Raw genomic sequence first — 23,071 nt, 5'->3', positions numbered from 1 at the left:
GACGTCTGAGTTGGGGGGCGCCCGGTGCCGAAGCCACTGCTGTTCCTGGATGTCGACGGAGTGCTCAACCCGGTCTGTCCGAGACCCGAGGCCGGGTTCGACGTGCACACTCTGCTCGGCTACAGCGTCCTGCTCTCCGCCCGGCACGGCGAGTGGCTGCGCGAGCTGGCCGGGACCTACGAACTGGTCTGGGCCACCACCTGGGAGGAGGAGGCCAACACCCACATCGCCCCCGCGATCGGGCTGCCCCGGCTGCCGGTGGTCCGCTTCGCCGGCTACGTCCCCCAACCCGGCGACCCCCGGGTGCCGCTGATGGAGCTGTTCTCCGCCCACAAGTGGGCCCCGCTGCTGCGGTACGCCGCCGGCCGGCCGTTCGCCTGGATCGACGACGTCATCCCGGCCCGGCTGGTCCGCAACGCGCTCTGGCGCCGCGACCGCGTCCTGCTGCCCATCGACCCGGGCCAGGGCCTGGAGCGCCGCCACGTGGACCGTCTGCTCGCCCGCCCGCCGCGCACCCCGGCCGTCCGGCCGTCCGTCAGCCGGTGGGCAGCCAGCTGACGTGGCCGGCCAGCAGCGCGTACCCGACGAAGGCCACCGTGTCGATCAGCGCGTGCGCCACCACCAGGGGCATCACCCGCCCCCAGCGCCGGTACAGCAGGCAGAACACCGCACCCATCACCATGTTGCCGACCAGCCCGCCCACTCCCTGGTACAGGTGGTACGAACCCCGCAGCACCGAGCTGGCCACCACCGCCGCCGGCCACGACCAACCGAGCTGCCCGAGCCGGCGCAGCAGGTAGCCGAGGACCACGACCTCCTCCAGGACGGCGTTCTGCCAGGCGGAGGCGACCAGTACCGGGATCCGCCACCAGACGTCCGGCAGCCCGGACGGCGCCACGGTCAGGTTGTAGCCGGCCGCCTGCGAGGCCAGGTAGAGCGCCAGCCCGGTGCCGCCGATCGCCGCCGCGACGGCGGCGCCCCGGCCGAGGTCGCGCAGCTTCTGCCCGAGGTCGAAGCCGAGCACCCGCAGCGTGACGCCCTCGCGCACCAGCAGGTAGCCGACCAGCACCACCGGCATCAGCCCGCGTCCGAGGTAGTAGACCTGCCAGGCGAGGTCCAGCCAGGGCCGGCCCGGCGCCCGCGAGGAGTTGAGGGTGGCGACCTGCTGGCCGAGCTTGAGCGTCTCGGTGAGCGAGCCGGTGAAACTGATCAGCGCGCCGATGCCGCTGGCCCCGAGCGAGAGGCCGAGGACGATCAGCAGTTCCACGCCGAGCAGCCGGCGCGTGGGCCGCGCGGTCTCCGGCGCGGTCGGGGCGGTGGTCACGGGCTGCTCCAGCGGTCCGGCGTCGCTCCGGCCGTCGGCCGACCGCCGGAGCGGTCATCCTTCCACAGCGCACCGCCCGGCCCGGCCGGGCGGTGCCGTCACCGTGCCGCCGCCGCGAGGGCCGGCCTGGGCCTCAGCCGACCGGCCAGGTGTGCACCGGCTCCCCGGCCCGCATGTACTCGGCGTAGCGCCGGGTCATCGCGGCCAGCGCGGCCGACCGGTCCATCCCGAACTGCTCACGCAGCCGGTGGAAGGTGGCGCTCTGCCAGGAGGCGCCGTTGACCCGGCGCAGGCAACGCTGCTCGATGATGCCGAGGTAGCGGTCCCGGTCGGCGGGTTCGACACCCCACTCGTCCAGGCCCTGGTAGGCCATCGGCAGCAGCTCGTTCAGCACCAGGTCGACGGCGGAGATCGTGGCCGGGCCGCCGCCGCGCCCGGCCCGGCCGGCCCGCGGCCACTGGAAGACGGCGTCGATCCCGTACCGGGCGGCCTGCTGGAAGTTCTCCTCGGCCCGCTCGAACGGCAGCCTGGTCCAGATCGGCTTCGACTGCTCGGCGAGCACCCGGACCAGCCCGTAGTAGAAGGCGGCGTTGGCGAGCGTGTCGGCGACGGTCGGACCGGCCGGCAGTGCCCGGTTCTCCACCCGCAGGTGCGGCACCCCGCCGCTGACGTCGTAGACCGGGCGGTTCCAGCGGTAGATGGTGCCGTTGTGCAGCCGCATCTCGGCGAGCCTCGGGGTGCCGCCGGAGGCGAGCACCTTGGCCGGGTCCTCGTCGTCGCAGATCGGCAGCAGCGCGGGGAAGTACCGCAGGTTCTCCTCGAACAGGTCGTAGGCGGAGTCCACCCAGCGCTCGCCGAACCAGGTGATCGGGCGCACACCCTGCGCCTTGAGCTCCGCCGAACGGGTGTCGCAGGCCTGCTGGAAGAGCACCGGCCTGGTCTCGCGCCACAGTTCCCGGCCGAACAGGAACGGCGAGTTGGCGCCGAGCGCGAGCTGCGCTCCGCAGATCGCCTGGGCGGCGTTCCAGACCGAGGAGAACCGCTCGGGGGTCACCTGGAGGTGCAGTTGCAGCGAGGTCGCGGCGGCCTCGGCGACCATGGTGATCGACTCCAGCTGGAGGTGTTCGACGCCCTCGATGTCCAGCGTGATGTCCTCGCCCCGGGCGGCCACGATCTGGTCGCTGAGCAGGCTGTACCGCTGGTTGTGGGACATCGCGTCGAGCCCGGTGTGGTCGTGCTCCAGGGTCGGCAGGATGCCGACCATCACGATCCGCGCACCGGCCTCGGCGGCCCGCCGGTCGGCGTAGCGCAGCCCGGTGTCGATCTCCTCGCGCAGCTCCTCGAAGACGTGGCCGCAGAGCCGGTGCGGCGCGATGTTGACCTCGATGTTGAACTGGCCCAACTCGGTCTGGAAGTCGCTGGAGCCGATAGCGCTGAGCACCTGCGCGTTGCGCATCACCGGCAGGCCCTGCTCGTCGGCCAGGTTGAGCTCGATCTCCAGTCCCATCACGGCCCGCGGCCGGTCGAAACGGTCCTCGCGCAGCATCCGCCCCAGCGCGTCCTGGCAGGACTGGAGCTTGCGGCGGTACAACTGCCGGTCCGACAGGTCCGCCCGCGTCGCCACGACCTTTTCGCCCATGATCCCCTCCTCCTGAGCGGCCGGCCGACCGACCGTGCAAGCATCATGCCCACCCCGAAGATCGATACCCGATTGCTTCGAACGGCTTGCAATGCAAGGGAACTGATGGTCTTTCAGCACATCCGTCGACTTGCTCGGCGCCACCGCCTGTGATAAACAGGTCACCCTGTGCACCTGTTCGATAGAATTCGCACTGCGCCCAAGGCCGGCCCGCTGCCGATCCGCACACCGTCGTCGACGGCAGCGGCGGTGCCCGCACCGCGATCATGCACAACCGGACACGGCCAGGTCCCGTCACCGACGACACACCGCGCCATGCCGGTATGCCGCACTCGCACGCCGATCTCGCACGGAGAGGCGACCCCGCCATGACTCTGCAGACCCCCCAGCCCCCGCCCAGCGCCCTGCGCGCGGTCCTCGCCGCGCTCGACTCGGAGACCGCGCTGCGCCAGCCCGCCGCCGCCGCGCTGCGTCATCCGACCGGCCCGCTGCTGCCCGCGCATCCGCTCGCGGTCCACGTCCTGGACGGGCCGCGCCCCGAGCTCACCGCCGCCCGGCGGACGGGCTGGCGCTTCCTGATCAAGGACGGCGCCGAGGTGGCCGCCGCGGCCGAGGTGGTCCAGGGCGACGAGGGCCACACCTTCTCCCACTTCACCGCCGGGCCGTACCTGGACTCCACCGTCCGGGCGCTGCGCCAGGCCTGGCAGCTCGCCCAGACCTCGCGGGCCCGCCAGCAGCCCCGGCTGCTCACCTTTCCGGGCCAGTATGCCACCGCGCTCTGGCTGCACAGCCCGGACGCCGGCCCGGAGGCGGACCAGCTGATCCCACTGGCCCCGGCCCCGCTCGGCGTCACGGCGCACCGCGCCTACCCCGCCGCCGACCTGCTGCCCGTGCTCGCCCGGGCCCCGCTCGCGAGGCCGCTGCTGCTCGGATCCTCCTGAACACTCCCCCCGTCACCCCCGCCCGGCCGTACTCACCCGGACGGGCCATCGGGCATGGCCGATTCGAGTCAGCCGGCCGATGGCCCGTCCGGGGGCGATTTCCGCCCGCCGCCACCTGAACGGGTGATCTCTGCCCGGTGGTTGTGGCGCATGTCACGAAATTGCTGCGCGAGCGCCCCCGGATGCCGACACTGGGAACCAGCGTGGAAGGACCACCTGTCCTACCCACTTGAGCGCCGGCCCACACCTGGCCCGGCGCCGGACAGGATCCGACTACCGCGGCGGCTCCCGCCGGTCATCCGGCGGCGCCGCACCACGGGGAGGATCGCCAAGCGAAGCGAGGGTACGCGTATGTGCCAGCACCGTCCTGAGTGCCCGTCGGCGGAGTCCGAGGACCGCGAGGCCGCCGCACCGGTGGCCTGCCATCCGGAGCAGGGCTGGAGCCTGCTCTGCAACGGCGTCCTGGTGTTCGAGGACACCGGCGAACTGCTGCCCGACGGCCGGGTGATCGCCCCGCGCCGCCCCGTCGCGCACGCCGTCTGACCCGCCACCGGCGGGGGCAGCCGCCGAGCGACGCAGGACAACGGGCAGGGCCCCGGCGAGGGGGCACCTCCCAGCCGGAGGCTGGGGGTGATTCGCCGGGGCCCTGCCGTACCTCTCCTCGCTCAGACGCCGTACTCGTCCAGCGGCGGGCAGGAGCAGACCAGGTTGCGGTCGCCGTACGCGCCGTCGATCCGGCTGACCGGCGGCCAGTACTTGTCCGCCGGGTTCACGCCCGCCGGGAAGACCGCCTCCTGCCGCGAGTAGCCGTGCGCCCAGTCGCCGGCCAGCGCGCCGGCGGTGTGCGGGGCGTTGCGCAGCGGGTTGTCCTCGGTCGGCCACTCGCCCGAGCCGACCTTCTCGATCTCGGCGCGGATCTCGATCATCGCGTCGCAGAACCGGTCGATCTCGTACAGGTCCTCGGACTCGGTCGGCTCGATCATCAGGGTGCCGGCCACCGGGAAGGACATCGTCGGCGCGTGGAACCCGTAGTCGATCAGGCGCTTGGCGATGTCGTCCACCGTCACGCCGGTCTCCTTGGTGAGCGGGCGCAGGTCGATGATGCACTCGTGCGCGACCAGGCCGCCGGGGCCGGTGTAGAGCACCGGGAAGTGCGGGGCCAGACGCTTGGCGATGTAGTTGGCGTTCAGCACGGCCACCTGGGTGGCGCGCTTGAGGCCCTCGCCGCCCATCAGCCGCACGTACGCCCAGGAGATCGGCAGGATGGCCGCCGAGCCCCACGGCGCGGCCGAGATCGGGCCGACGCCGGTGGCCGGACCGGCCTCCGCCTGCAGCGGGTGGTTCGGCAGGTACGGCGCGAGGTGCGCGCGCACCGCCACCGGGCCGACGCCCGGGCCGCCGCCGCCGTGCGGGATGCAGAAGGTCTTGTGCAGGTTCAGGTGCGAGACGTCCGCGCCGAACTTGCCCGGCTTGGCCAGGCCGACCAGGGCGTTCAGGTTGGCACCGTCCACGTAGACCTGGCCGCCGGCCTCGTGCACGAGGGCGCAGATGTCGGTGATCTGGGTCTCGTACACGCCGTGGGTGGACGGGTAGGTGACCATCAGCACCGCGAGGTTGTCGCGGTGCTGCTCGATCTTCGCCTTGAGGTCCTCGACGTCGACGTCGCCGTCGACCAGCGTCTTGACCACGACCACGCGCATGCCGGCCATCACGGCGGAGGCCGCGTTGGTGCCGTGGGCGGAGGACGGGATCAGGCAGACGTCGCGCTGCGCGTCACCGTTGGAGCGGTGGTAGGCGCGGACGGCCAGCAGGCCGGCCAGCTCGCCCTGGGAGCCGGCGTTCGGCTGGATCGAGACGGCGTCGTAGCCGGTCACCTCGACCAGCTGCTGCTCCAGCTGGCGGATCAGGGTGAGGTAGCCCTGGGCCTGCTCGATCGGCGCGAACGGGTGCAGCTGGCCGAACTCCGGCCAGGTCACCGGCTCCATCTCGGTGGTCGCGTTGAGCTTCATGGTGCAGGAGCCCAGCGGGATCATGCCGCGGTCCAGCGCGTAGTCGCGGTCCGACAGGCGGCGCAGGTAGCGCAGCATGGCGGTCTCGGAGCGGTGGCTGTGGAAGACCGGGTGGGTCAGGTACTCGTCCTCGCGCAGCAGCGCGGCCGGCAGCGCCTCGGCGCTCTCGGCGGTCTCGACGCCCTCGACGCCGAACGCGGCCCAGACGCCCGCCAGGTGCTCGCGGGTGGTGGTCTCGTCGGTGGAGACCGAGATCCGGTCCTCGCCGTCCTGGTACACGTTGATGCCGTGCTCGCGGGCGGCCTCGGCGATCGCGGCGGCGCGACCGGGGACGACCGCGGTGACGGTGTCGAAGAACTCGCCGTGCAGCAGCTCGACGCCGCCGGCGCGCAGGCCCTCGGCGAGGGCGGCGGCGTAGCGGTGGGTGCGGCGGGCGATGTCGGCCAGGCCGTCCGGGCCGTGGTAGACGGCGTACATCGAGGCCATCACGGCGAGCAGCACCTGGGCGGTGCAGATGTTGCTGGTCGCCTTCTCGCGGCGGATGTGCTGCTCGCGGGTCTGCAGCGCCAGCCGGTAGGCGCGGTTGCCGTCGGCGTCGACGGAGACGCCGACCAGGCGGCCGGGCAGCGAGCGGGCGTACTCGGCGCGCACCGACAGGTAGCCGGCGTGCGGGCCGCCGAAGCCCATCGGCACACCGAAGCGCTGCGAGGTGCCGCAGGCGATGTCGGCGCCGAGCGAGCCCGGGGACTTCAGCAGCGTCAGCGCCAGCAGGTCGGCGGCGACGGCGACGATCGCGCCGAGGCCGTGAGCCTGCTCGATCACCGCGGTGAGGTCGCGGACCACACCGGTGGCGCCCGGGTACTGGAGCAGCACGCCGAAGACGCCGCGCTCGGCGATCTCGGCAGGGATGCCGGCCGAGAGGTCGGCGACGACGACCTCGACACCGGTCGGCTCGGCGCGGGTCTCGATCACCGCGACGGTCTGCGGCAGGGTCTCGACGTCGACCAGGAAGACGCCGCCCTTGACCTTGGTGACGCGGCGGGCCAGGGCCATCGCCTCGGCGGCCGCCGTGCCCTCGTCCAGCAGTGAGGAGCCGGAGGTGGGCAGGCCGGTCAGGTCGGAGACCAGGGTCTGGAAGTTGAGCAGCGCCTCCAGGCGGCCCTGCGAGATCTCCGGCTGGTACGGCGTGTACGCGGTGTACCAGGCCGGGTTCTCCAGGACGTTGCGCAGGATCACCGGCGGGGTGAAGGTGCCGTAGTAGCCCAGGCCGATCATCGGCTGGAGGACGGTGTTGCGACCGGCGAGCTCGCGCAGCTCGGCGAGGACCTGGGCCTCGCTGCGGCCGGCGGGCAGGTCCAGGCCGGTGATGGAGCGGATCGCCTCGGGTACGGCGGTGGCGGCGAGCTCGTCCAGCGAGGCGTAGCCGACCTGGGCCAGCATCTTCTCCTGCGCGGCGGCGTCGGGGCCGATGTGGCGGTTCTCGAAGGGGCTGGCCTGCTCGAGCTCGGTGAGGGTCACGGGGGTGGTGGGGCGTCCCGCGTTCGGCTGGGCGTTCATGGTGGTCGAGGCCTCCTGGTCACGGACCGGCGGGGGTACGCACGCCGGACGGCACGGCCGCTGCGGACGACAGCGGACAGACCTGGGCGGACGGACCCGACAGGCCTCCCCCTCTGTCATCGGGACCTGAGAGCTTCACCCGCGCGGAGCGCTGTGGCGCCCCGCCGGCTTGCACCGTCGGTGAGGGTGGTGCCCGCCGGCTCCCTCGCCGGCAGTCCTGCCCTGCTTTCCAGAGTGACCTATCCCACACGGTACGGATGCCTGAGAGATTCCGGGGAGGAGTTGCTCCTTCGGCGCCCCGACCAGCGGTTTCCACTCTCGGGGACTCTCCCGAGCGGGCTCGGCGGTCGCGCCCAGGGTACCAGCGGGAGGGCCTTCGATCACGGGTGCGTCCGGTCACGGGAGCGACCGGTCCGTGACCCGTCCGGCGCAGCCCCGGGCCCGTCCGGCCCCGCCCCGGTCGCGCGTGTCCGCTTCATGGCTTTTGGTGTGAAGTGGCGGATGGGACGGGCGGGCCGGCCGCCGGCCTGCGGGCGTTCCGCAGGCGCAGCGCACTGGAGGAAAGAGTGCAGACCGATATCGACCCCCGAGACCTCATCGGCCACAAGGCGGTCGACCGCAACGGAGACAAGATCGGCACGGTCGACGAGGTGTACCTCGACGACGCCACCGGACAGCCCGAGTGGGCCGCCGTCCGGACCGGCATCTTCGGCCGGGACGCCTTCGTCCCGCTGACCACGAGCGAGTTCTCCGGCGACGAACTGCGGGTGCCGTACGACAAGTCACTGGTGAAGGAGTCACCGGACTTCGGCGTGGGCCAGCACCTGTCACCCGCCCAGGAACTCCAGCTCTACCGCTACTACGGACTGGACACCCGGCTCGACGGTCAGCCGTCGGCCGGTGACGGCTCCGGCTCCGAACCGGCCGACCTGGACTTCGGCGCCGTACCGGCCGCCGCCCCGGCGGCAGCGGCGGGCACCGCGGCGGCCGCCGCCGCGTCGAAGCCCGCGGACCAGCCGGCCGCCGCGGCCCCGGTCAAACCACTGGCCTTCCACCCGGCCGACAGCACACCCCCGTCCCCCGCCGTCACCCCGGCCGCCGATCTCGGCAAGCCGTCCGAACCCGCCACGGAGGCCAACGTGCGGACCCTCAGCACCACCGCACCCGCCGCACCGTCGGCGCCCACCGCACCGGAGCAGCGCCCGTCGGCCGCTCCGCTCGTCCCCGGTCACGACGGCGCCGCCGTGGCGTCGTCGCCCGAGGTCTCGACACCCGGCGGCACGGGCCCGGCCTCGTCGGCCCCCAACGGGCCGGTGGAGATCACCTGCCGCGAGGAGCGGCTGGACATCACCACCGAGTGGCACGTGCTGGGCACCGCGAAGCTGCGCAAGTACGTGACCAGCGAGGCGGTGGAGCGCCGGGTGCCGGTGGTCCGCGAGCGGGTCCGGGTGGAGCGGATGCCGGTCGGCGAGGCGGAGCGGGCCTCGCTGAGCGACAAGGACATCGCCGAGGCGGTGGAGGAGGTCACGCTGCGCGAGGAGCGTCCGGTCGTCCGCAAGTACCTGGCCCCGATCGAGCGGGTCCGCCTGGTGGTGGAGCGCTACACCGCCGAAGAGGTGATCCGGGACGAGCTGCGGCGCGAGCACGTCGAGGTCCACGACAACACCGCGGCCGCCTCGACCCCGGCCTCCTCGTCCGCGCACACCAAGTCGCCCTCCCCCTCGGGCACCGACGCGCACTCGGGCACCGGTGGACACTCCGACGCCGGTGGGCACTCCGGCCCCGGCGGACACGCCGGCGCCGGTGGGCACTCGGGCGCCGGCGAACCGTCCCGACCGGCCCCGCTGAGGCCGCTCGCCTGACGACGGAACCCAGGGACCCCGGACCTCCGCGGTCCGGGGTCCTTCGACTTTGCCAAAGCTTCACCGATCGATATTTGACACACTGAAGTATTTCCGGGCATGGTTGCTTCAGTTCATTCACTATGTACGGGAGGAAGCAACCGTGAGTGAGGCACCACAGCCCACCACCGCGGCCGAGAAGCAGAGCAGCGCCCGGGTCCTGCCGGCCCTCATCCTGGCGATGCTGTCGTTCAGCGTGGTGCAGACCGCGGTCGTTCCGATCCTGCCCTCGCTGGCCAAGGAGCTCAACGTCTCGGGCTCCAGCATCACCTGGCTGATGACGGCCAACCTGCTGTCGGCCGCAGTGCTCACCCCCCTGCTGGGCCGCTTCGGCGACCTGCGCGGCCGTAAGCCGATGCTGCTGATCTCGCTGACCGGTCTCGTCGCGGGCTCCGCGCTCGCCGTCAGCACCCACTCCTTCACCTGGCTGGTCGTCGCCCGCGTCCTCCAGGGCGCCGGCGGTGGCGTGCTGCCGCTGGCCATCAGCATCGTCCGCGACGAGCTGCCGAAGCAGAAGGTCACCGGCGGCGTCGCCGCCATCAGCGCCTCGATGGGTGTCGGCAGCGGCCTCGGCCTGGTCGCCACCGGCCTCCTGCTGGAGCACTGGAGCTACAAGTCGATCTTCTGGATGGGCCTGGCCTTCGGCCTGCTCGCGGTCGCCCTGGTCGCCATCCGGGTGCCCAGCGACCCGGTGACCGACAAGGAGGGCGGCGCCGACCCGCTCGGCGCGATCACGCTGGCCGGCTGGCTCTCCGCCCTGCTGGTCGCGGTCAGCCAGGGCAACACCTGGGGCTGGACCTCGACCAAGACGCTCGGCCTGTTCGCCGTCGCTGCCGTGGTCGCCCTGATCTGGGGCGTCATCGAGGTCAAGGTCAAGCACCCGCTGGTCGACATGAAGATGATGTCCCGCCCGGCCGTCGCCTTCACCAACCTCGCCGGCCTGCTGATCGGCTTCGGCATGTACGGCTCGTTCATGGTGATCAGCAACTTCGCCCAGACCCCGGAGAAGTTCGCCCACTACGGGTTCACCGCCACCGTGCTGCACGCCGGCGTCATGCTGCTGCCGTCCGCGCTCGGCTCGATGGTCGCCGCCCCGGTCGGCGCCCTGCTGATCGCCCGCCGCGGCCCGCGCCTGCCGCTGGTCCTCGGTGGCGTCCTCGGCGCCGTCGCGATGGCCTACCTGGCCGTGCGCCACAGCCACGAGGCCGACATCTACACCGCCTCGGCGATCTTCGGTCTCGGCATCGGCCTCGCCTTCTCGGCGATGCCGGCCTACATCAACGGCGCCGTCCCGGTCGAGCAGAGCGGCATCGCCAACGGCATGAACGCCGTGCTGCGCACCGTCGGTGGCGCGATCGGCACCGCCGTGATGGCCGCGATCCTCACCGGCGACACCCTGAAGCTGCCGATCCCGATCGCGCTCCCCACCCTGGACGCCTACAAGCACGCGTTCTGGGTCGCCGCCGCGGTCTGCGCCGTCGCCGGCGCCGTCCCCTTCCTGATCCGCAGCATCAAGCCCGCCGTCACCGTCACCGACGGCAACGAAGCCGCGGACCTCGGCTCCAGCCCCCAGCTGGCCAAGACCGACGCCTGACGAGGCGTCCGCCCCCGCGCCCAGGGACAGGGCGCGGGGGACCGGTCCCCGAACGGTCGACGAGGGCATCGCGACCGCCAGAGGCCCGGCACTGCACGCGGCCCCACCCGGCTCCCCTGCCGGGTGGGGCCGCTTCGTGCGTTCAGCCCGCTGCCGAACCGCCGTCCGCGGCCCCGTACCCGTCTCCGCCTCCGTCCGCGGCCCCGTCCCCACGCAGCGGCAGCGGACGGGCCGGCTCCAGCGCCGGGTCCTCCACCGCGAAGGTCCGCACCCGGCCCGGCCCGCTCCACGGCGTCTCGAACCGCACCGTCACCCGGCCGACACCGCTGCCCTGCACCCAGCCCGGTCCGAACTCGGCGTGCCGCACGTCCTGCCCGGGCATCCAGTGCCGCACCGCCGGCGCCCCCGGCTCCGGACCCTCGTCGTCCTCGGTCTCGGCCTCCGTCGCCCCCGGCTCCCCCGTCTCCTCCCGGACGGCCTGCGCGAAGAGGTCCTCCTGGGTGTAGTCGGCCAGTTGCGAGACCCCGACACCGAGCAGCCGCACGCCGCCGGTGATGTCCACCTGGGAGGCCAGCCTGCGGGCCGTCTCGACGATCACCGCCTCCTCGTCCGTCGGACCGCGCAAGGTCTCCGAGCGGGTCAGCGTGGAGAAGTCGAACCGCCGTACCTTCAGCACCACCGTGCGCCCCGACCGCCCGGCGGCCCGCAGCCGCCGCACGCACCGCGCGGCCAGGACGTCCACCTCGCGAAGCACCCGGTCCCGGTCCGCGAGGTCCACCTCGAAGGTGTCCTCCACCGACACCGACTTCGCGTCCTGGTCGGCCACCACCGGCCGGTCGTCCAGTCCCATCGACATCTGGTGGACCCCGGCACCGTGCGCCCTGCCCAGCAGCTGCACCAGTTCGGCCTCCCCCGCCTCGGCGAGATCGGCCACCGTGTTCAGCCCGGCCCGGCGCAGCACCTGTTCGGTGGCCGGCCCGACGCCCGGCAGCGCCCGAACCGGCATCGGCCCCAGCACTTCCCGCTCCCGACCCGGTTCGACCAGCACCAGCCCGTCCGGCTTGGCCTGCTCCGAAGCGATCTTGGCCATCAGCTTGGACCCGGCCGCCCCGACCGAGGCGGTCAGCCCGGTGCGCCGGTGGATGTCCGCCCGGAGGTCCTCCGCGAGGGCCAGCACCAGCCGTTCCCCCGTCTCGTGGTCCGCCTGCGCCAGCGCCGGGCCGTACGGGCCCGCCTCCAGGTCGACGAAGGCCTCGTCCAGGCTGAGCGGCTGCACCAGCGGCGACAGCTCGCGCAGCAGGCCCATCACCAGCTCGCTCACCGCCCGGTAGGCCTCGAAGCGCCCGGACAGGAAGGCCGCGTTCGGGCAGAGCCGACGCGCCTGCGCCATCGGCATCGCCGAGTGCACCCCGAACTTCCGCGCCTCGTACGAGGCGGTGGAGACCACCCCGCGCCCGCCCAGACCGCCGACGATCACCGGCTTCCCGCGCAGGCTGGGCTTGGCCGCCTGCTCCACCGCCGCGAAGAAGGCGTCCATGTCGAGGTGGATGATGCTCGGCAGTGACCGCACCCGCCGATCATGCCGCACGGGTCCGACAGTGCGGCCGAACCCCGCCGCCGCCTCAGCCCGCGGCCGTGCCCGCGTCGGCCAGCGCCTTGGGGATGCCGTCCTCCCGGGGCCCGAGGAAGAACGGGTCCGGCCGCAGCCAGGCGTTCAGCAGCGCCTTGCCCGCGCCCGGGATCTCCCGCAGCCCGCCGTACAGCCAGGTCGCGTCGCGCAGTTCCGGCACGCCGACCGCGTAGGCGTCGATGCCGGCCGCCTCGCAGAGCGCCAGCGCCCGCCGGACGTGGAAGTCCTGGCTGACCAGCACCGCCCGGTCCACCCCGAACACCCGGTGCGCCCGGGTGCAGGAGTCCCAGGTGTCGAAACCCGCGTAGTCGCCCACCACGCGCACCGGTGGCACCCCGTGCTCGACCAGGTACTGCCGCATCGCGTCGGTCTCGTCGTAGCTGTCCCGCCCGTTGTCGCCGGTGACCAGGATCGCCTGGACCTTCTGCGTCCGGTACAGGTCGACCGCCGCGTCCAGCCGGTGCGCCAGGTAGGGCGACGGCCTGCCCTCGAAGAGCCCGGCACCGAACACCACGGCCACCGGTGCCTTCGGCGCGCTCTCCACGGTGCCGACCCGGTCCCCCGCCGAGATCCACAGCCAGGCGCTCGGCGCCAGTGCCAGTGAGCAGCCCACGATGACGAGTTGGAAGATCCTGCGCTGGGTGCGCCGGCGCCGCAACCGGACGCCGAGCCGTAGCGCCCGCCGCCGCACCAGGCCGGGTATTCCGGAGCCGAACCGCACGTGCCCTCCCTTGATCGATCCACCAGGCACGACGAGGCCGCGGGCCCGGACGGTTCCCCGTCCGGGCCCGCGGCCTCGTGGATCTGCGGCCTCGTGGATCTGCGGTTCAGACCGCCCGGTTGCGGCGCTGCGCCAGTTCGTCCCCCGGGTCGTGCCCGATCACGGTCTCACCGGTGTCGGTCCGCTCCGCGTGCAGCCGCCCGAGGGCCAGCTCCAGCTCCTGCCAGACCGCGCCGACGGCGATGCCGAAGACCCCCTGACCGCCCTTCAGCAGATCGACCACCTGCTGCGGCGTGGTGCACTCGTACACGGTCGCGCCGTCGCTCATCAGCGTCAGCCCGGTCAGGTCGCCGCCCTCGGCGGACTGCAGGTGGGCGACCGCCACCCGGATGTTCTGCAGGGACACTCCCGCGTCCAGCAGTCGCTTGACGATCTTCAGCAGGAGGATGTCGCGGAAGCTGTACAGCCGCTGGCTGCTCGCCGGGTAGACCGAGCGGACGCTGGGCTCCAGCAGCCCCGTCCGTGCCCAGTAGTCCAGCTGGCGGTAGGTGATCCCGGCCGCCGCACAGGCCGTCGGGCCCCGGTAGCCGATCAGCTCGGAGGTGGGCGCGAGCCGCTCGATGGCCGGCTGGCCCGGCTGGACGGCCGGGAACCGGCCCACCCGGGGGAGCTCCGGGCGAGGCAGTTCAGCCACGCTGCGGGCGGCGCGGGGCATGTGCACGGTGCACAGGCCTCCCACGGCCGCTTCATCGCCGGTGCCGGTCATGCCTACCTCCGTCCACTCGTCCTGCGGGCAACCCAGACTGCGGGCGACAGGCACCCGGGCAGCCACTCCTGACGGTAGGCAGTCCCCTATGACCCGTCAACGATCGCCACGCCGGGCAGGACAAACCGAGTCACTCAGGAGAGTGGTTTTTCGTGCCCCTAGTGTGGGTAAGTGGACGCTATTTGGCAAAACGGACGAACGAATTCGGCACGATGGCGGCCACCGCCCCCCGCGCCGTCCGTACCGGGCCGCGCTACTGCGGCGTACCGCCGCCGAAATCCTCCGGCGAGACCTGGTCGAGGAACTCGCGGAACTTCTCCACCTCGTCCTCCTGCTCGTCCGGGATCGCGATGCCCGCCTCGGCGAGCACCTCCTCGCTCCCGTAGATCGGCGTACCGGTCCGCAGCGCCAGTGCTATCGCGTCGGACGGCCGGGCGCTCACCTCGACCCCGCCCGCGAAGACCAGCTCGGCGTAGAAGACGCCCTCGCGCAGGTCGGTGATCCGCACCTCGGTGAGCTGCTGGCCGAGCGCCTCCAGGACGTCCTTGAAGAGGTCGTGCGTCAGCGGACGCACCGGCGTCATGCCCTGCTGGGCGAAGGCGATCGCGGTCGCCTCGCCGGGACCGATCCAGATCGGCAGGTACCGATCGCCCCCGACCTCCCGAAGCAGCACGATCGGCTGGTTGGAAGGCATCTCCACCCGGACACCCACGACGTCGAGCTCATTCACACACGCAACCCTATGGCCCTCGCCCCGGATATGAAAGCGCAGAGCCGACGGCGCTGGTCAGCGGGGTCGGCGCGTCACGAGCGGGGCCGCAGACCGGCCTGCACCATGGCGGCGTGCAGCCGGACGGAGAGGGTGGCCAGCTCCCGCGCCGTGGCCTCGGCGTGCGCCCGGGTCTGCGGGTTGCGGTGCCGGCGCAGGGGCGCCACCACCTGCTCCACCAGTGCGATCTCGCGGTCGGCGGCGGCCTTCATGGCCCGCAGATGGCGCGGCTCCAGCCCGTACCGGCCGAGCTCCGCGACCAGACGGGCCACCTGAAGCGCCTCGCCGTCGTAGCCGCCGTCCGACCCGGCCGCGACCAGCCCGTACGACTCCCACTCGACCAGCTCGCGCTCGCCGGCCTCGGCGGCGGCCAGCAGCTCGGCCCGGCCCAGCCGGACGCCCGTCGAGGCCTCGGCGGCCGCCACCAGCTCGCGGTCCGCCTCCTCCAGCGGCCCGGGCCGGGCGTCGGCGGCGGGCAGCGCGGGAGGGGTCTCGCCGCGCTCGATCGCGTCCAGGTGCTCGCGGATCACCCGCAGCGGAAGATAGTGGTCACGCTGCATCCGCAGCACATAGGCCAGCCGCTCGACGTCGGCCGGGCTGAACTTGCGATACCCCGACGGCGTGCGCCGGGGCTCGACCAGGCCCTCCGCCTCCAGGAACCTGATCTTCGAGATGGTGACCTCGGGGAAGTCGTCCCGCAGGAAGGTCAGCACCGCGCCGATGCTCAGCAGCTCGTCGCCGCCACGCCGTCGGCCGCCCCCGGCGGGCCGGTCCGGGCGGACCGGCTGCCTGGGGGCCGCGACCAGTCCCCGCGCGGCCTGGTCCGACTGCGGACCGGGCGACGCGGGGGTGGCCGCCCCGAGAGATGAAGGAGGGTTCGCGCTCACTCGGGCTCCTGCCGACGTTGGTTTCAGTACCCCCGGTGGTGGCTGGTGAAGAACACCAGCCGGTACTTCCCGATCTGCACCTCGTCGCCGTTGTTCAGCGGCACCTCGTCGATCCGCTCACGGTTGACGTACGTCCCGTTCAGGCTGCCGACGTCGGCGACGGTGAAGCCGCCACCGGGCGTCCGGCGGAACTCCACGTGCTTGCGCGAGACGGTGACGTCGTCCAGGAAGATGTCGCCCTGCGGGTGACGCCCGGCCGTGGTCTTGTCCGAGTCCAGCAGGAACCGGCTGCCCGAGTTCGGGCCGCGCTGGACGATCAGCAGGGCCGAGCCCGGCGGCAGCGCGTCGATCGCCGACAGCACCTCCGCCGACAGGGCCGGCGTACCGGTGCCGGTGGTGGTGTTGGGGTCGTAGGACTCCAGGCCGGAGATCGAGATGGTCGACGTGGTCTCCGCCGCCCCCTCGGGCAGCGCGCCACCGCGCAGTGCCGTACCGCAGTTGGAACAGAAGCGGGCCGCTGCCGGGTTCTGGTTGCCGCACCTGGGGCACGGAGTGGGGCCAGCCATGTTCACAGCCTCCTGGCGCGGCACACCCGACGGGTTGTGCCCGGCGTACGGGTCCGGGGCAAACCCTCCACCAGAGGTTGAGGGTCCTGACGGGAAACCTATGCGCGGGGCGCCGGAGGGGTCAACCGACGCGCCGTAGCCCGCCGGATTGCCCGCGTACTGTGCGCCGGCACCGTCCCGGAACATCGGGCGCTCGGCGTACTCGACGCCCTCGGAGGCGGGACGCATGCCCGGCACGGCGGGCTCTTCGTCGGCCCGGCGGTGACGCGCGGTGGGTGCCTCCACGGCAGCCGCGTCACGGTCCTTGTTACGACCGAACAACTTCGAGAAGAAACTCACGGGCGAATCCCCTTGCGTGTGACAGACCCGCCCGCGGGGCAGGGTGGGAACCTCGGACAGGCTGCGGGCCCGGTCGCGGATCGGGCCTACTGGAGTGGTACTCCGACGTGTGGTGTTCCGGCTTGTGCTGGTGCGGACCAGTCTCGCCCACCTGACGGCGGCACCCCGCACCGGGGGGCACCGGCAGATGACGGACCGTTCGGCAGGTACCTCGTCACTTCGGAGCCGGCTTGGCGTACTGCGGCGTCTTCGGGTCGACGAGGGCGTCGACGAGCACCTTCTGCTGCGGGGAGATGGTCGCGCGGGCCTGATGACTCTCAAGAGTACGGACCACGCCTCCCGGAATGTTCAGCGCGGGTGTGAGGTCCTGCGGGTTCCCCACCACGGTGAAGCGATAGGGCTGCGAGACCTTCTTCCCGTCGATCTGCACACCGCCGCCGGACACGTCCGTGAAGTAGGTGTCGACCACCACGCGCACATCGTTGATCTGAATCGCCTCCGCCCCCGCCGCTCGGAGTTCCTGCAGGGTGTCCAGCAGCATATCCGCCTTCACCTGCCCTTGGGGATCATCGACCGTCAGTACGATGCCCGGACCAGTGGCTTTGACGGTCCCGGCGAGCACGCCGAGCTCCGTCACCTTCTTCCTGGTCTGCTCCTGGGCTTCCTTGGCCTGGTTGGAGCTGTTCTCCAACTTGGCCAGGGACTGCTCCAGCTCCGCCTTCTCCTGTTGGAGACGCTGCTGGCGGCCGTCCAGTTCGTCGAGGATCCGGACGAGATCCTCCTGGCGCGCCCCGCGCAGCTGGCTGTGGTGGTCGTTGGTGGACCGGACCTGGATCGCCAGGGCCAGGCCGAGCGAGAACAGCAGCACGGCGACCACCAGTTGCCCACGCGAGAGCCGCGGTGGCCACAGGGCCGCCTTGAGCCGCTGCCGGCCCGCACCGCGGTCGTCGACCGCCGGCTCGGGCGTGGCTTCCGCCACGGGCTCGGGCTCGGGCTCGGGTGCGGGCTCGGGTGCGGCTTCAGCCACGGGGGCGGGCTCGGGCTCGGGGGTGCGCGGCGGCACGGTCGGCTCCGCAGCCACGACCTGCGCCTCGGCGTCGCCCCCGGCGTCCACGGTGGGCTCGGCCGGTCGCCCGGCCGTCTCCTCCGGCTCGACCGCGTCCTCGCCGCGCTCCACCGACTCCACCGATTCGGCCCGCTCGGCCGGCCGAACGGGCGCCGGCGCGACCGGCTTCACCGGCACGGCCGACTTCACCTGTTCGGCGGGCTTTCGCAGCGCGTTCTCCGCCGCCGCGTCCGCCTCCCGCTCCCCGTTCCCGCCCTCGCGCACGCCTTCTCCTGCCCGTCCGTCCGCCTTCTCGTCCGCCTTCTCGTCCGCCGGCTCCCGGCCGGGCTCAGGCGCGGAAGACATGGCGCCTGATCGCAGCGGCGTTGGAGAAGATGCGGATGCCGAGGACGACGACCACACCGGTGGACAGCTGGGAGCCGACACCGAGCTGGTCCCCGAGGAAGACGATCAGCGCCGCCACCACCACGTTGGACAGGAACGAGACGATGAACACCTTGTCGTTGAAGATGCCGTCGAGCATCGCCCGGACACCGCCGAACACCGCGTCCAGGGCCGCCACCACCGCGATGGGCAGATACGGCACGACGGCGTCGGGCACCTCGGGCTGGACGAAGAGTCCGACGACCACCCCGATCACGAGACCCAGTACGGCAATCACGGTCTAGCTGCTCCTGTCCCTGCGGGGGGCGACCCGGTCGAGGGCGCCGTGGGCGATTGGGCTGTCGTGGTCTTGGCGGAGCCGCTCGGCGTGCGCTTCCCCGTGGGCGAGGTGCTCGGCGAGGCCGACCGCGAGGTCGCGGCGGACGGACTCTGCGAGCCTGTGGTGGACGCCGTGGGGCTCGGGGAATCCGGGGCGGGGGCCGACGGGCTCGCCGTCGGCGAGGGCTCCGGCGCGGCGGGCCGGGCGGTCCGCAGCGTGATGCCGACGGCGGCGGGCAGCGTCAGCTTCTTCTGCGCGGAGATCGTCGACTTGATGCCGTACTTCTCCTGCAGCAGCCGGAGGTACTGACCCGCCATGTTGTTCTCGAAGGTGGCGACCAGCTTCGACCCGTCCCCCAACGCCTGCACGCTGTACGGGGGCACCAGCGGCCGGTTGTCGACCAGCACGGCCTCGCCCGCGGCACGGATCGCGGAGAGCGCGGTAAGCCGCTGCCCGTTGATCGAGACCGCCTCGGCCCCGGACGCCCAGAGCCCGTTCACCACCAGCTGAAGATCGCGGTCGCGCAGCCGGCCGCTGTTGGAGAAGCCCTGACCGGCGCGCGGGTCGACGTTCCCACCGGCGCCGGTGCCGGAGGCGTCCTCCAGGACGAGCTTGACGCCCGGCCCGGTGACCTCGGCCAGGCCCACCGCACCGGCCAGCGCGGCCGGGTCGCCGTCGCCCGGCGACAGCGCCTGCTGCTGAGTGGTGTCGACCTTCCGTCGCAGCTCCTGGACCTGCTGCTGCAGCCGGTCCGCCGAGCCGTTGCTGTCGTTGATCCGGTGGATCAGCGCGTCGCGCTCCTTGGCGAGGGTGGGCTCGGCCTTGTGCGCGTTCACTGCGCCCACCGTCACCACCGCCCCGACCAGGGCCAGCCCGAGACCCAGCGTGAGCAGGCCCCGGGCCGTGCCGGGTATCCGGCTGTCGCGGTCACCGCCCCGCGCCGCGGCCGCCTCGGCGTAGCCCTCGTCCAGGCTGTGGTCCATCACGCCGGTCAGCAGGGACATCGAGGCGTCCGGACGGTTGTACCGTCCGTCGCTGGCACTCGGCGTCGGCGTCGCTGGCATGCGGACCATCGTCCCATGTCGACGGAGGGGTCGGTGCACACCCCCTGACCTGCGGACTCACCAGAAGCGACGGATCATGACCAAGCATGCCAAACCGGGCAGCGGGGCGTGCGGCGAGTACCGCACGCCCCGCTGCCCGGGGCCGCGTCACCGGGGCCCGGTGGTCACCGCCCGGCGCCGTCGACCACCGCCGCCCACTCGTCCAGCAGCGCCTCGGTCGCCTCGTCGTCCGGGCCCTCCGCCCAGAGGTGGGTGACCGCCTCCGCGGGGTCGGGCAGGACCAGCGTCCAGCGACCGTCCGCCTCGACGACCCGGACGCCGTCCGTGGTGTCGAGCTGCCGGTTGCCGGCCGCCTCCACCACCGAGCGCATGACCATGCCCTTCGCCGCCCACGGTGTCGCGATGTCGCGCCGGCGGATGTGCGCCTGCGGGATCCGCGCGTCGATCTGGCTCAGCGTGAGCTGGGTCCGGGCCACCAGCCCGACCAGGCGGACGAACGCCGCCGCACCGTCCAGCACCCCGCTGAACTCGGGCACGACGAAGCCGCCGCGCCCGTCGCCGCCGAACACGGTGCCCTCGGCCGCGGCCGCCTTGGCCAGGTCGTCCGGCGTGGTCGTGGTCCAGACGACCTGCGTGCCGTGGTACGCGGCGACCTGCTCGGCGATCCGGGTGGTCGTCACGGGCAGCGCCACCTGGCCGCTCCGGCGCTCGGCCGCGACCAGGTCGAGCAGCACCAGCAGTGCGCGGTCGTCGTCGATCACCCGGCCCAGCTCGTCCACGAAGGCCACCCGCTCGCCGACCGGATCGAACCGGACGCCGAAGGCCGCCCGGGAGGAGGCGACCAGCTCGCCGAGCCTGGCCAGCCCAGCTCGCCGCTCCTCGGCGTCCTCGGTCGGCCGCGCCTCGTCCAGCCCGCTGGAGACGGTGAGCGCCTCCACCCCGAGCCGGCCCAGGATGCTCGGCAGAACGAGCCCGGCACTGCCGTGCGCCGTGTCCACCACCACCTTCAGCCCCGCCTCGCGGACACCCGTGGTGTCCACCGCCCGCAGCAAGTTGCCGGCGTAGGAGTCGAAGACGCTGGACGGGAAGGTCAGGTCGCCGATCTCACCCGGGAACGCACGCCGGTACTCCTGGCGGGCGTAGACCCGGTCGAGCTTGCGCTGCCCGGCCTGGGAGAGGTCGGCTCCGCGCTCGTCGAAGAAGAGGATGTCGAGCGAGTCCGGCACCCCGGGGGTGGTCCGCAGGAAGATCCCGCCCGCGCTCCCCCGGGCCGTGTGCTGCCGCGCCACCGGCATCGGCACGTTCTCCAGGTCGCGGACATCGATCGCGCTGGTCTGCAGCCCCGAGATCATCGCCCGTTTGAGCGCTCGCGCACCACGCGAGTGGTCACGCGCGATGGTGACGGTGGCTCCCTTCTTCAGCGTCGTCGCGTACGCGCCCGCCAGCCGGACGGCCAGCTCCGGGGTGATCTCGACGTTGAGGATGCCCGAGACGCCGCGCAGCCCGAAGAGGTGCTCCTGACCGCGGGACTCCCAGATCACCGAGGTGTTGACGACCGCGCCGGCTTCGATGGTCTTGAACGGGTAGACCCGGACGTTGGCGCCGATGATCGACTCCTCGCCGACCAGGCACTCGTCGCCGATCACCGCCCCGTCCTCGATCCGCGCGGCCCGCATCACATCGGTGTTCTTCCCGACCACGCAACCGCGCAGGTTGCTCTGCGGCCCGATGTAGACGTTGTCGTGCACGACCGCCTTGTGCAGGAAGGCCCCGCGCTTGACGACCACGTTGCTGCCGAGCACGGTGTGCTCACGAATCTCCACACCGGCCTCGACCTTGGCGTAGTCCCCGATGTACAGCGGGCCGCGGAGGATCGCCTCCGGGTCCACCTCGGCCCCTTCGGCCACCCAGACGCCGGGCGAGATCTCGAACCCGTCGAGTTCGACGTCGACCTTGCCCTCCAGGACGTCCGCCTGGGCCTTGCCGTAGCTCTCGTGGGTGCCCACGTCCTCCCAGTAGCCCTCGGCCACGTAGCCGTAGACCCGCTTGCCCTCCTTGAGCAGTTGCGGGAACACATCGCTCGACCAGTCGACGGACTCGCCCGCCGCCACGTAGTCGAAGACCTCGGGCTCCATGACGTAGATGCCGGTGTTGACCGTGTCGGAGAAGACCTGCCCCCAGGTCGGCTTCTCCAGGAAGCGCTCGACCCGGCCCTCGTCGTCGGTGATCGTGATGCCGAACTCCAGCGGATTCGGCACACGGGTGAGACAGACGGTGACCAGAGCGTTCTTACTGCGGTGGAACTCGATCAATTCAGAGAGGTTGAAGTCGGTCAGCGCGTCACCGGAGATCACCAGAAAGGAGTCGTCCTTCAGCGCGTCCTCGGCGTTCTTGACACTCCCCGCAGTACCGAGCGGCGTCTCCTCGTTCGCATAGGTCAGGTGCATACCCAGCTCTTCGCCGTCACCGAAGTAGTTCTTGACCAGTGAGGCGAGGAACTGGACGGTCACGACGGTGTCGGAGAGGCCGTGCCGCTTCAGCAGCCGAAGCACGTGCTCCATGATCGGCCTATTGGCGACCGGAAGCAGCGGCTTCGGCATGCTGGAGGTCATCGGGCGGAGTCGGGTGCCTTCGCCCCCTGCCATTACAACGGCTTTCATTACGGGTGCGTCCTCCTTCGCGGTGGTGGACCCTGCAAGTCCATCAAACCGTTCCAGAGGTTCTCTACCCGGAAGATATCGTCCGACGCACCGTGATGGCGTGGGACTTCTCTCAGATCACGTCTCAGACTGCGGACGCGGAGGAGGCCGAGCCCGCCCGGATGATCTGCCGCGCCTGGACCGCGTAGAGAATGCCGGCCCACCAGTACAGCGTGGTCCCCCACCAGATGAAGGCCCAGCTGACGACCTCGGCCGGCCGCGCGATCCAGGTGTCCCCGGTGCCGAGCAGCAGAAGCGGGAACGCGTACATCAGATTGAATGTCGCGGCCTTCCCCAGGAAACTCACCTGCAACGGGCCGTAGCCGTGCCGGTTCAGAATGGGAAGGAGCCCCGCGATAAAGAGCTCACGCGCGATCAGGATCGCCGTGAGCCACCACGGCAGGATCTCACGCCAGGTCAGACCCAGCAGCGTGGACAGCACATAGAGGCGGTCCGCCAGCGGGTCGAGCAGCTGGCCGACCCGGCTGATCTGCCCCCACCTGCGAGCGAGCTTTCCGTCGAGGTAGTCGCTGATGCCACTCAGCATCAGGATCAGCAGCGCCCAGCCGTCGTTGTTCGGCCCGTCGAACACCGGCCAGAGGATCAGCCAGAGGAAGAGCGGAACGCCGACCAGCCGGCCCATGCTCAGCAGGTTGGGGATGGTGAGGACGCGATCGGTCTGGACCCGCGTCTCCTGGACCTCCACCCGGGGGCCTCCTGTACCGTGTGACGACTTTTGCATGTTGACCCTACAACAGAAAAGCCCCCGTCCGGTTCCCCGGCGGGGGCTTCTCTAGAAGAATTGTTCGGCGGCGTCCTACTCTCCCACAGGGTCCCCCCTGCAGTACCATCGGCGCTGTGAGGCTTAGCTTCCGGGTTCGGAATGTAACCGGGCG

19 protein-coding genes, 1 rRNA gene and 1 riboswitch are annotated in these 23,071 nt (G+C 72.0%); of the genes, 5 read left to right on the top strand and 15 right to left on the bottom strand.

The features are described 5' to 3' along the window. Positions 1-24 precede the first annotated feature (24 nt). Positions 25-558: an HAD domain-containing protein gene (locus AB0J08_RS25735; RefSeq protein ID WP_360638806.1), complete on the top strand. Its 534-nt coding sequence runs from the start codon at positions 25-27 to the stop codon at positions 556-558. Here the strand turns inward: AB0J08_RS25735 and AB0J08_RS25730 are convergent. Both AB0J08_RS25730 and AB0J08_RS25725 read right to left on the bottom strand, forming a co-directional pair. Further along, positions 536-1,324, bottom strand: a complete 789-nt coding sequence (locus AB0J08_RS25730) for a CPBP family intramembrane glutamic endopeptidase (RefSeq protein WP_360638803.1) — start codon at positions 1,322-1,324, stop codon at positions 536-538. The two genes, AB0J08_RS25735 and AB0J08_RS25730, sit on opposite strands and share 23 nt — an antisense overlap. 133 nt (positions 1,325-1,457) lie before the next feature. Beyond that, the gene (locus AB0J08_RS25725) at positions 1,458-2,963 is read right to left on the bottom strand and encodes a glutamate--cysteine ligase (protein WP_360638800.1); all 1,506 of its coding nucleotides are present in this window, start codon (positions 2,961-2,963) and stop codon (positions 1,458-1,460) included. Between the two features lie 368 nt (positions 2,964-3,331). Between AB0J08_RS25725 and AB0J08_RS25720 the strand changes: the two genes are divergently transcribed. Continuing rightward, positions 3,332-3,904, top strand: coding sequence for a hypothetical protein (locus AB0J08_RS25720; protein ID WP_360638797.1), 573 nt, complete (start codon positions 3,332-3,334; stop codon positions 3,902-3,904). 351 nt (positions 3,905-4,255) lie between these two features. Then, the gene (locus AB0J08_RS25715; protein ID WP_360638794.1) at positions 4,256-4,447 is read left to right on the top strand and encodes a DUF5999 family protein; all 192 of its coding nucleotides are present in this window, start codon (positions 4,256-4,258) and stop codon (positions 4,445-4,447) included. A gap of 122 nt (positions 4,448-4,569) precedes the next feature. On the opposite strand, the gene gcvP is transcribed toward AB0J08_RS25715, so the two are convergent. After that, a complete protein-coding gene (gene gcvP / locus AB0J08_RS25710; RefSeq protein ID WP_360638791.1) occupies positions 4,570-7,470 on the bottom strand; it encodes an aminomethyl-transferring glycine dehydrogenase in 2,901 nt (966 codons plus the stop codon). Positions 7,471-7,709: 239 nt separating this feature from the next. Continuing rightward, positions 7,710-7,813: riboswitch (glycine riboswitch) on the bottom strand. A 223-nt stretch (positions 7,814-8,036) separates the two neighbouring features. On the opposite strand from gcvP, the gene AB0J08_RS25705 reads away from it, so the two are divergent. Together AB0J08_RS25705 and AB0J08_RS25700 are read left to right on the top strand one after the other, a co-directional pair. Further along, complete coding sequence (locus tag AB0J08_RS25705; RefSeq protein WP_360638788.1) at positions 8,037-9,332, top strand: PRC and DUF2382 domain-containing protein; 1,296 nt, start codon at positions 8,037-8,039, stop codon at positions 9,330-9,332. Positions 9,333-9,474: 142 nt separating this feature from the next. Beyond that, on the top strand, positions 9,475-10,965 hold the full coding sequence (locus AB0J08_RS25700; RefSeq protein WP_360638785.1) for an MFS transporter: 1,491 nt from the start codon (positions 9,475-9,477) through the stop codon (positions 10,963-10,965). A 142-nt stretch (positions 10,966-11,107) separates the two neighbouring features. On the opposite strand, the gene AB0J08_RS25695 is transcribed toward AB0J08_RS25700, so the two are convergent. The 12 genes from AB0J08_RS25695 to rrf all read right to left on the bottom strand — a co-directional run. Next, complete coding sequence (locus tag AB0J08_RS25695) at positions 11,108-12,535, bottom strand: DNA polymerase IV (protein ID WP_360638782.1); 1,428 nt, start codon at positions 12,533-12,535, stop codon at positions 11,108-11,110. A 52-nt stretch (positions 12,536-12,587) separates the two neighbouring features. Next, complete coding sequence (locus AB0J08_RS25690; RefSeq protein ID WP_360638949.1) at positions 12,588-13,286, bottom strand: ElyC/SanA/YdcF family protein; 699 nt, start codon at positions 13,284-13,286, stop codon at positions 12,588-12,590. Positions 13,287-13,422: 136 nt separating this feature from the next. Beyond that, positions 13,423-14,082 (bottom strand): MerR family transcriptional regulator, encoded by a 660-nt coding sequence (locus AB0J08_RS25685; protein ID WP_360638778.1) that lies wholly within the window; start codon positions 14,080-14,082, stop codon positions 13,423-13,425. A gap of 253 nt (positions 14,083-14,335) precedes the next feature. After that, on the bottom strand, positions 14,336-14,812 hold the full coding sequence (locus AB0J08_RS25680; RefSeq protein WP_360185161.1) for a bifunctional nuclease family protein: 477 nt from the start codon (positions 14,810-14,812) through the stop codon (positions 14,336-14,338). 74 nt (positions 14,813-14,886) lie between these two features. Continuing rightward, entirely contained in the window at positions 14,887-15,582 is a 696-nt protein-coding gene (locus tag AB0J08_RS25675) for a MerR family transcriptional regulator (RefSeq protein WP_360638946.1), read from the bottom strand. 179 nt (positions 15,583-15,761) lie between these two features. Further along, the gene (locus AB0J08_RS25670; protein ID WP_360638775.1) at positions 15,762-16,304 is read right to left on the bottom strand and encodes an FHA domain-containing protein; all 543 of its coding nucleotides are present in this window, start codon (positions 16,302-16,304) and stop codon (positions 15,762-15,764) included. 553 nt (positions 16,305-16,857) lie between these two features. Beyond that, positions 16,858-17,724 (bottom strand): DUF881 domain-containing protein, encoded by an 867-nt coding sequence (locus AB0J08_RS25665; protein WP_360638943.1) that lies wholly within the window; start codon positions 17,722-17,724, stop codon positions 16,858-16,860. Between the two features lie 313 nt (positions 17,725-18,037). After that, positions 18,038-18,370, bottom strand: a complete 333-nt coding sequence (locus tag AB0J08_RS25660) for a small basic family protein (protein WP_030062488.1) — start codon at positions 18,368-18,370, stop codon at positions 18,038-18,040. Further along, positions 18,367-19,476: a DUF881 domain-containing protein gene (locus tag AB0J08_RS25655; RefSeq protein WP_360638772.1), complete on the bottom strand. Its 1,110-nt coding sequence runs from the start codon at positions 19,474-19,476 to the stop codon at positions 18,367-18,369. Before AB0J08_RS25655 ends, AB0J08_RS25660 begins: the two co-directional genes overlap by 4 nt. Positions 19,477-19,640: 164 nt before the next feature. After that, on the bottom strand, positions 19,641-22,136 hold the full coding sequence (locus AB0J08_RS25650) for a mannose-1-phosphate guanyltransferase (protein ID WP_360638769.1): 2,496 nt from the start codon (positions 22,134-22,136) through the stop codon (positions 19,641-19,643). 124 nt (positions 22,137-22,260) lie between these two features. Beyond that, a complete protein-coding gene (locus tag AB0J08_RS25645; RefSeq protein WP_360638766.1) occupies positions 22,261-22,881 on the bottom strand; it encodes a CDP-alcohol phosphatidyltransferase family protein in 621 nt (206 codons plus the stop codon). Positions 22,882-22,979: 98 nt separating this feature from the next. Beyond that, a 5S ribosomal RNA gene (rrf, locus tag AB0J08_RS25640) occupies positions 22,980-23,071 on the bottom strand; the annotation flags it as partial.

Origin of the sequence: Kitasatospora sp. NPDC050463 (assembly GCF_040655255.1) — a bacterium.
Classification (GTDB): Bacteria; Actinomycetota; Actinomycetes; order Streptomycetales; family Streptomycetaceae; genus Kitasatospora.
The sequence above is the reverse complement of the archived record's forward strand: the minus strand, read 5'-3'. Positions and strand labels throughout refer to the sequence as shown.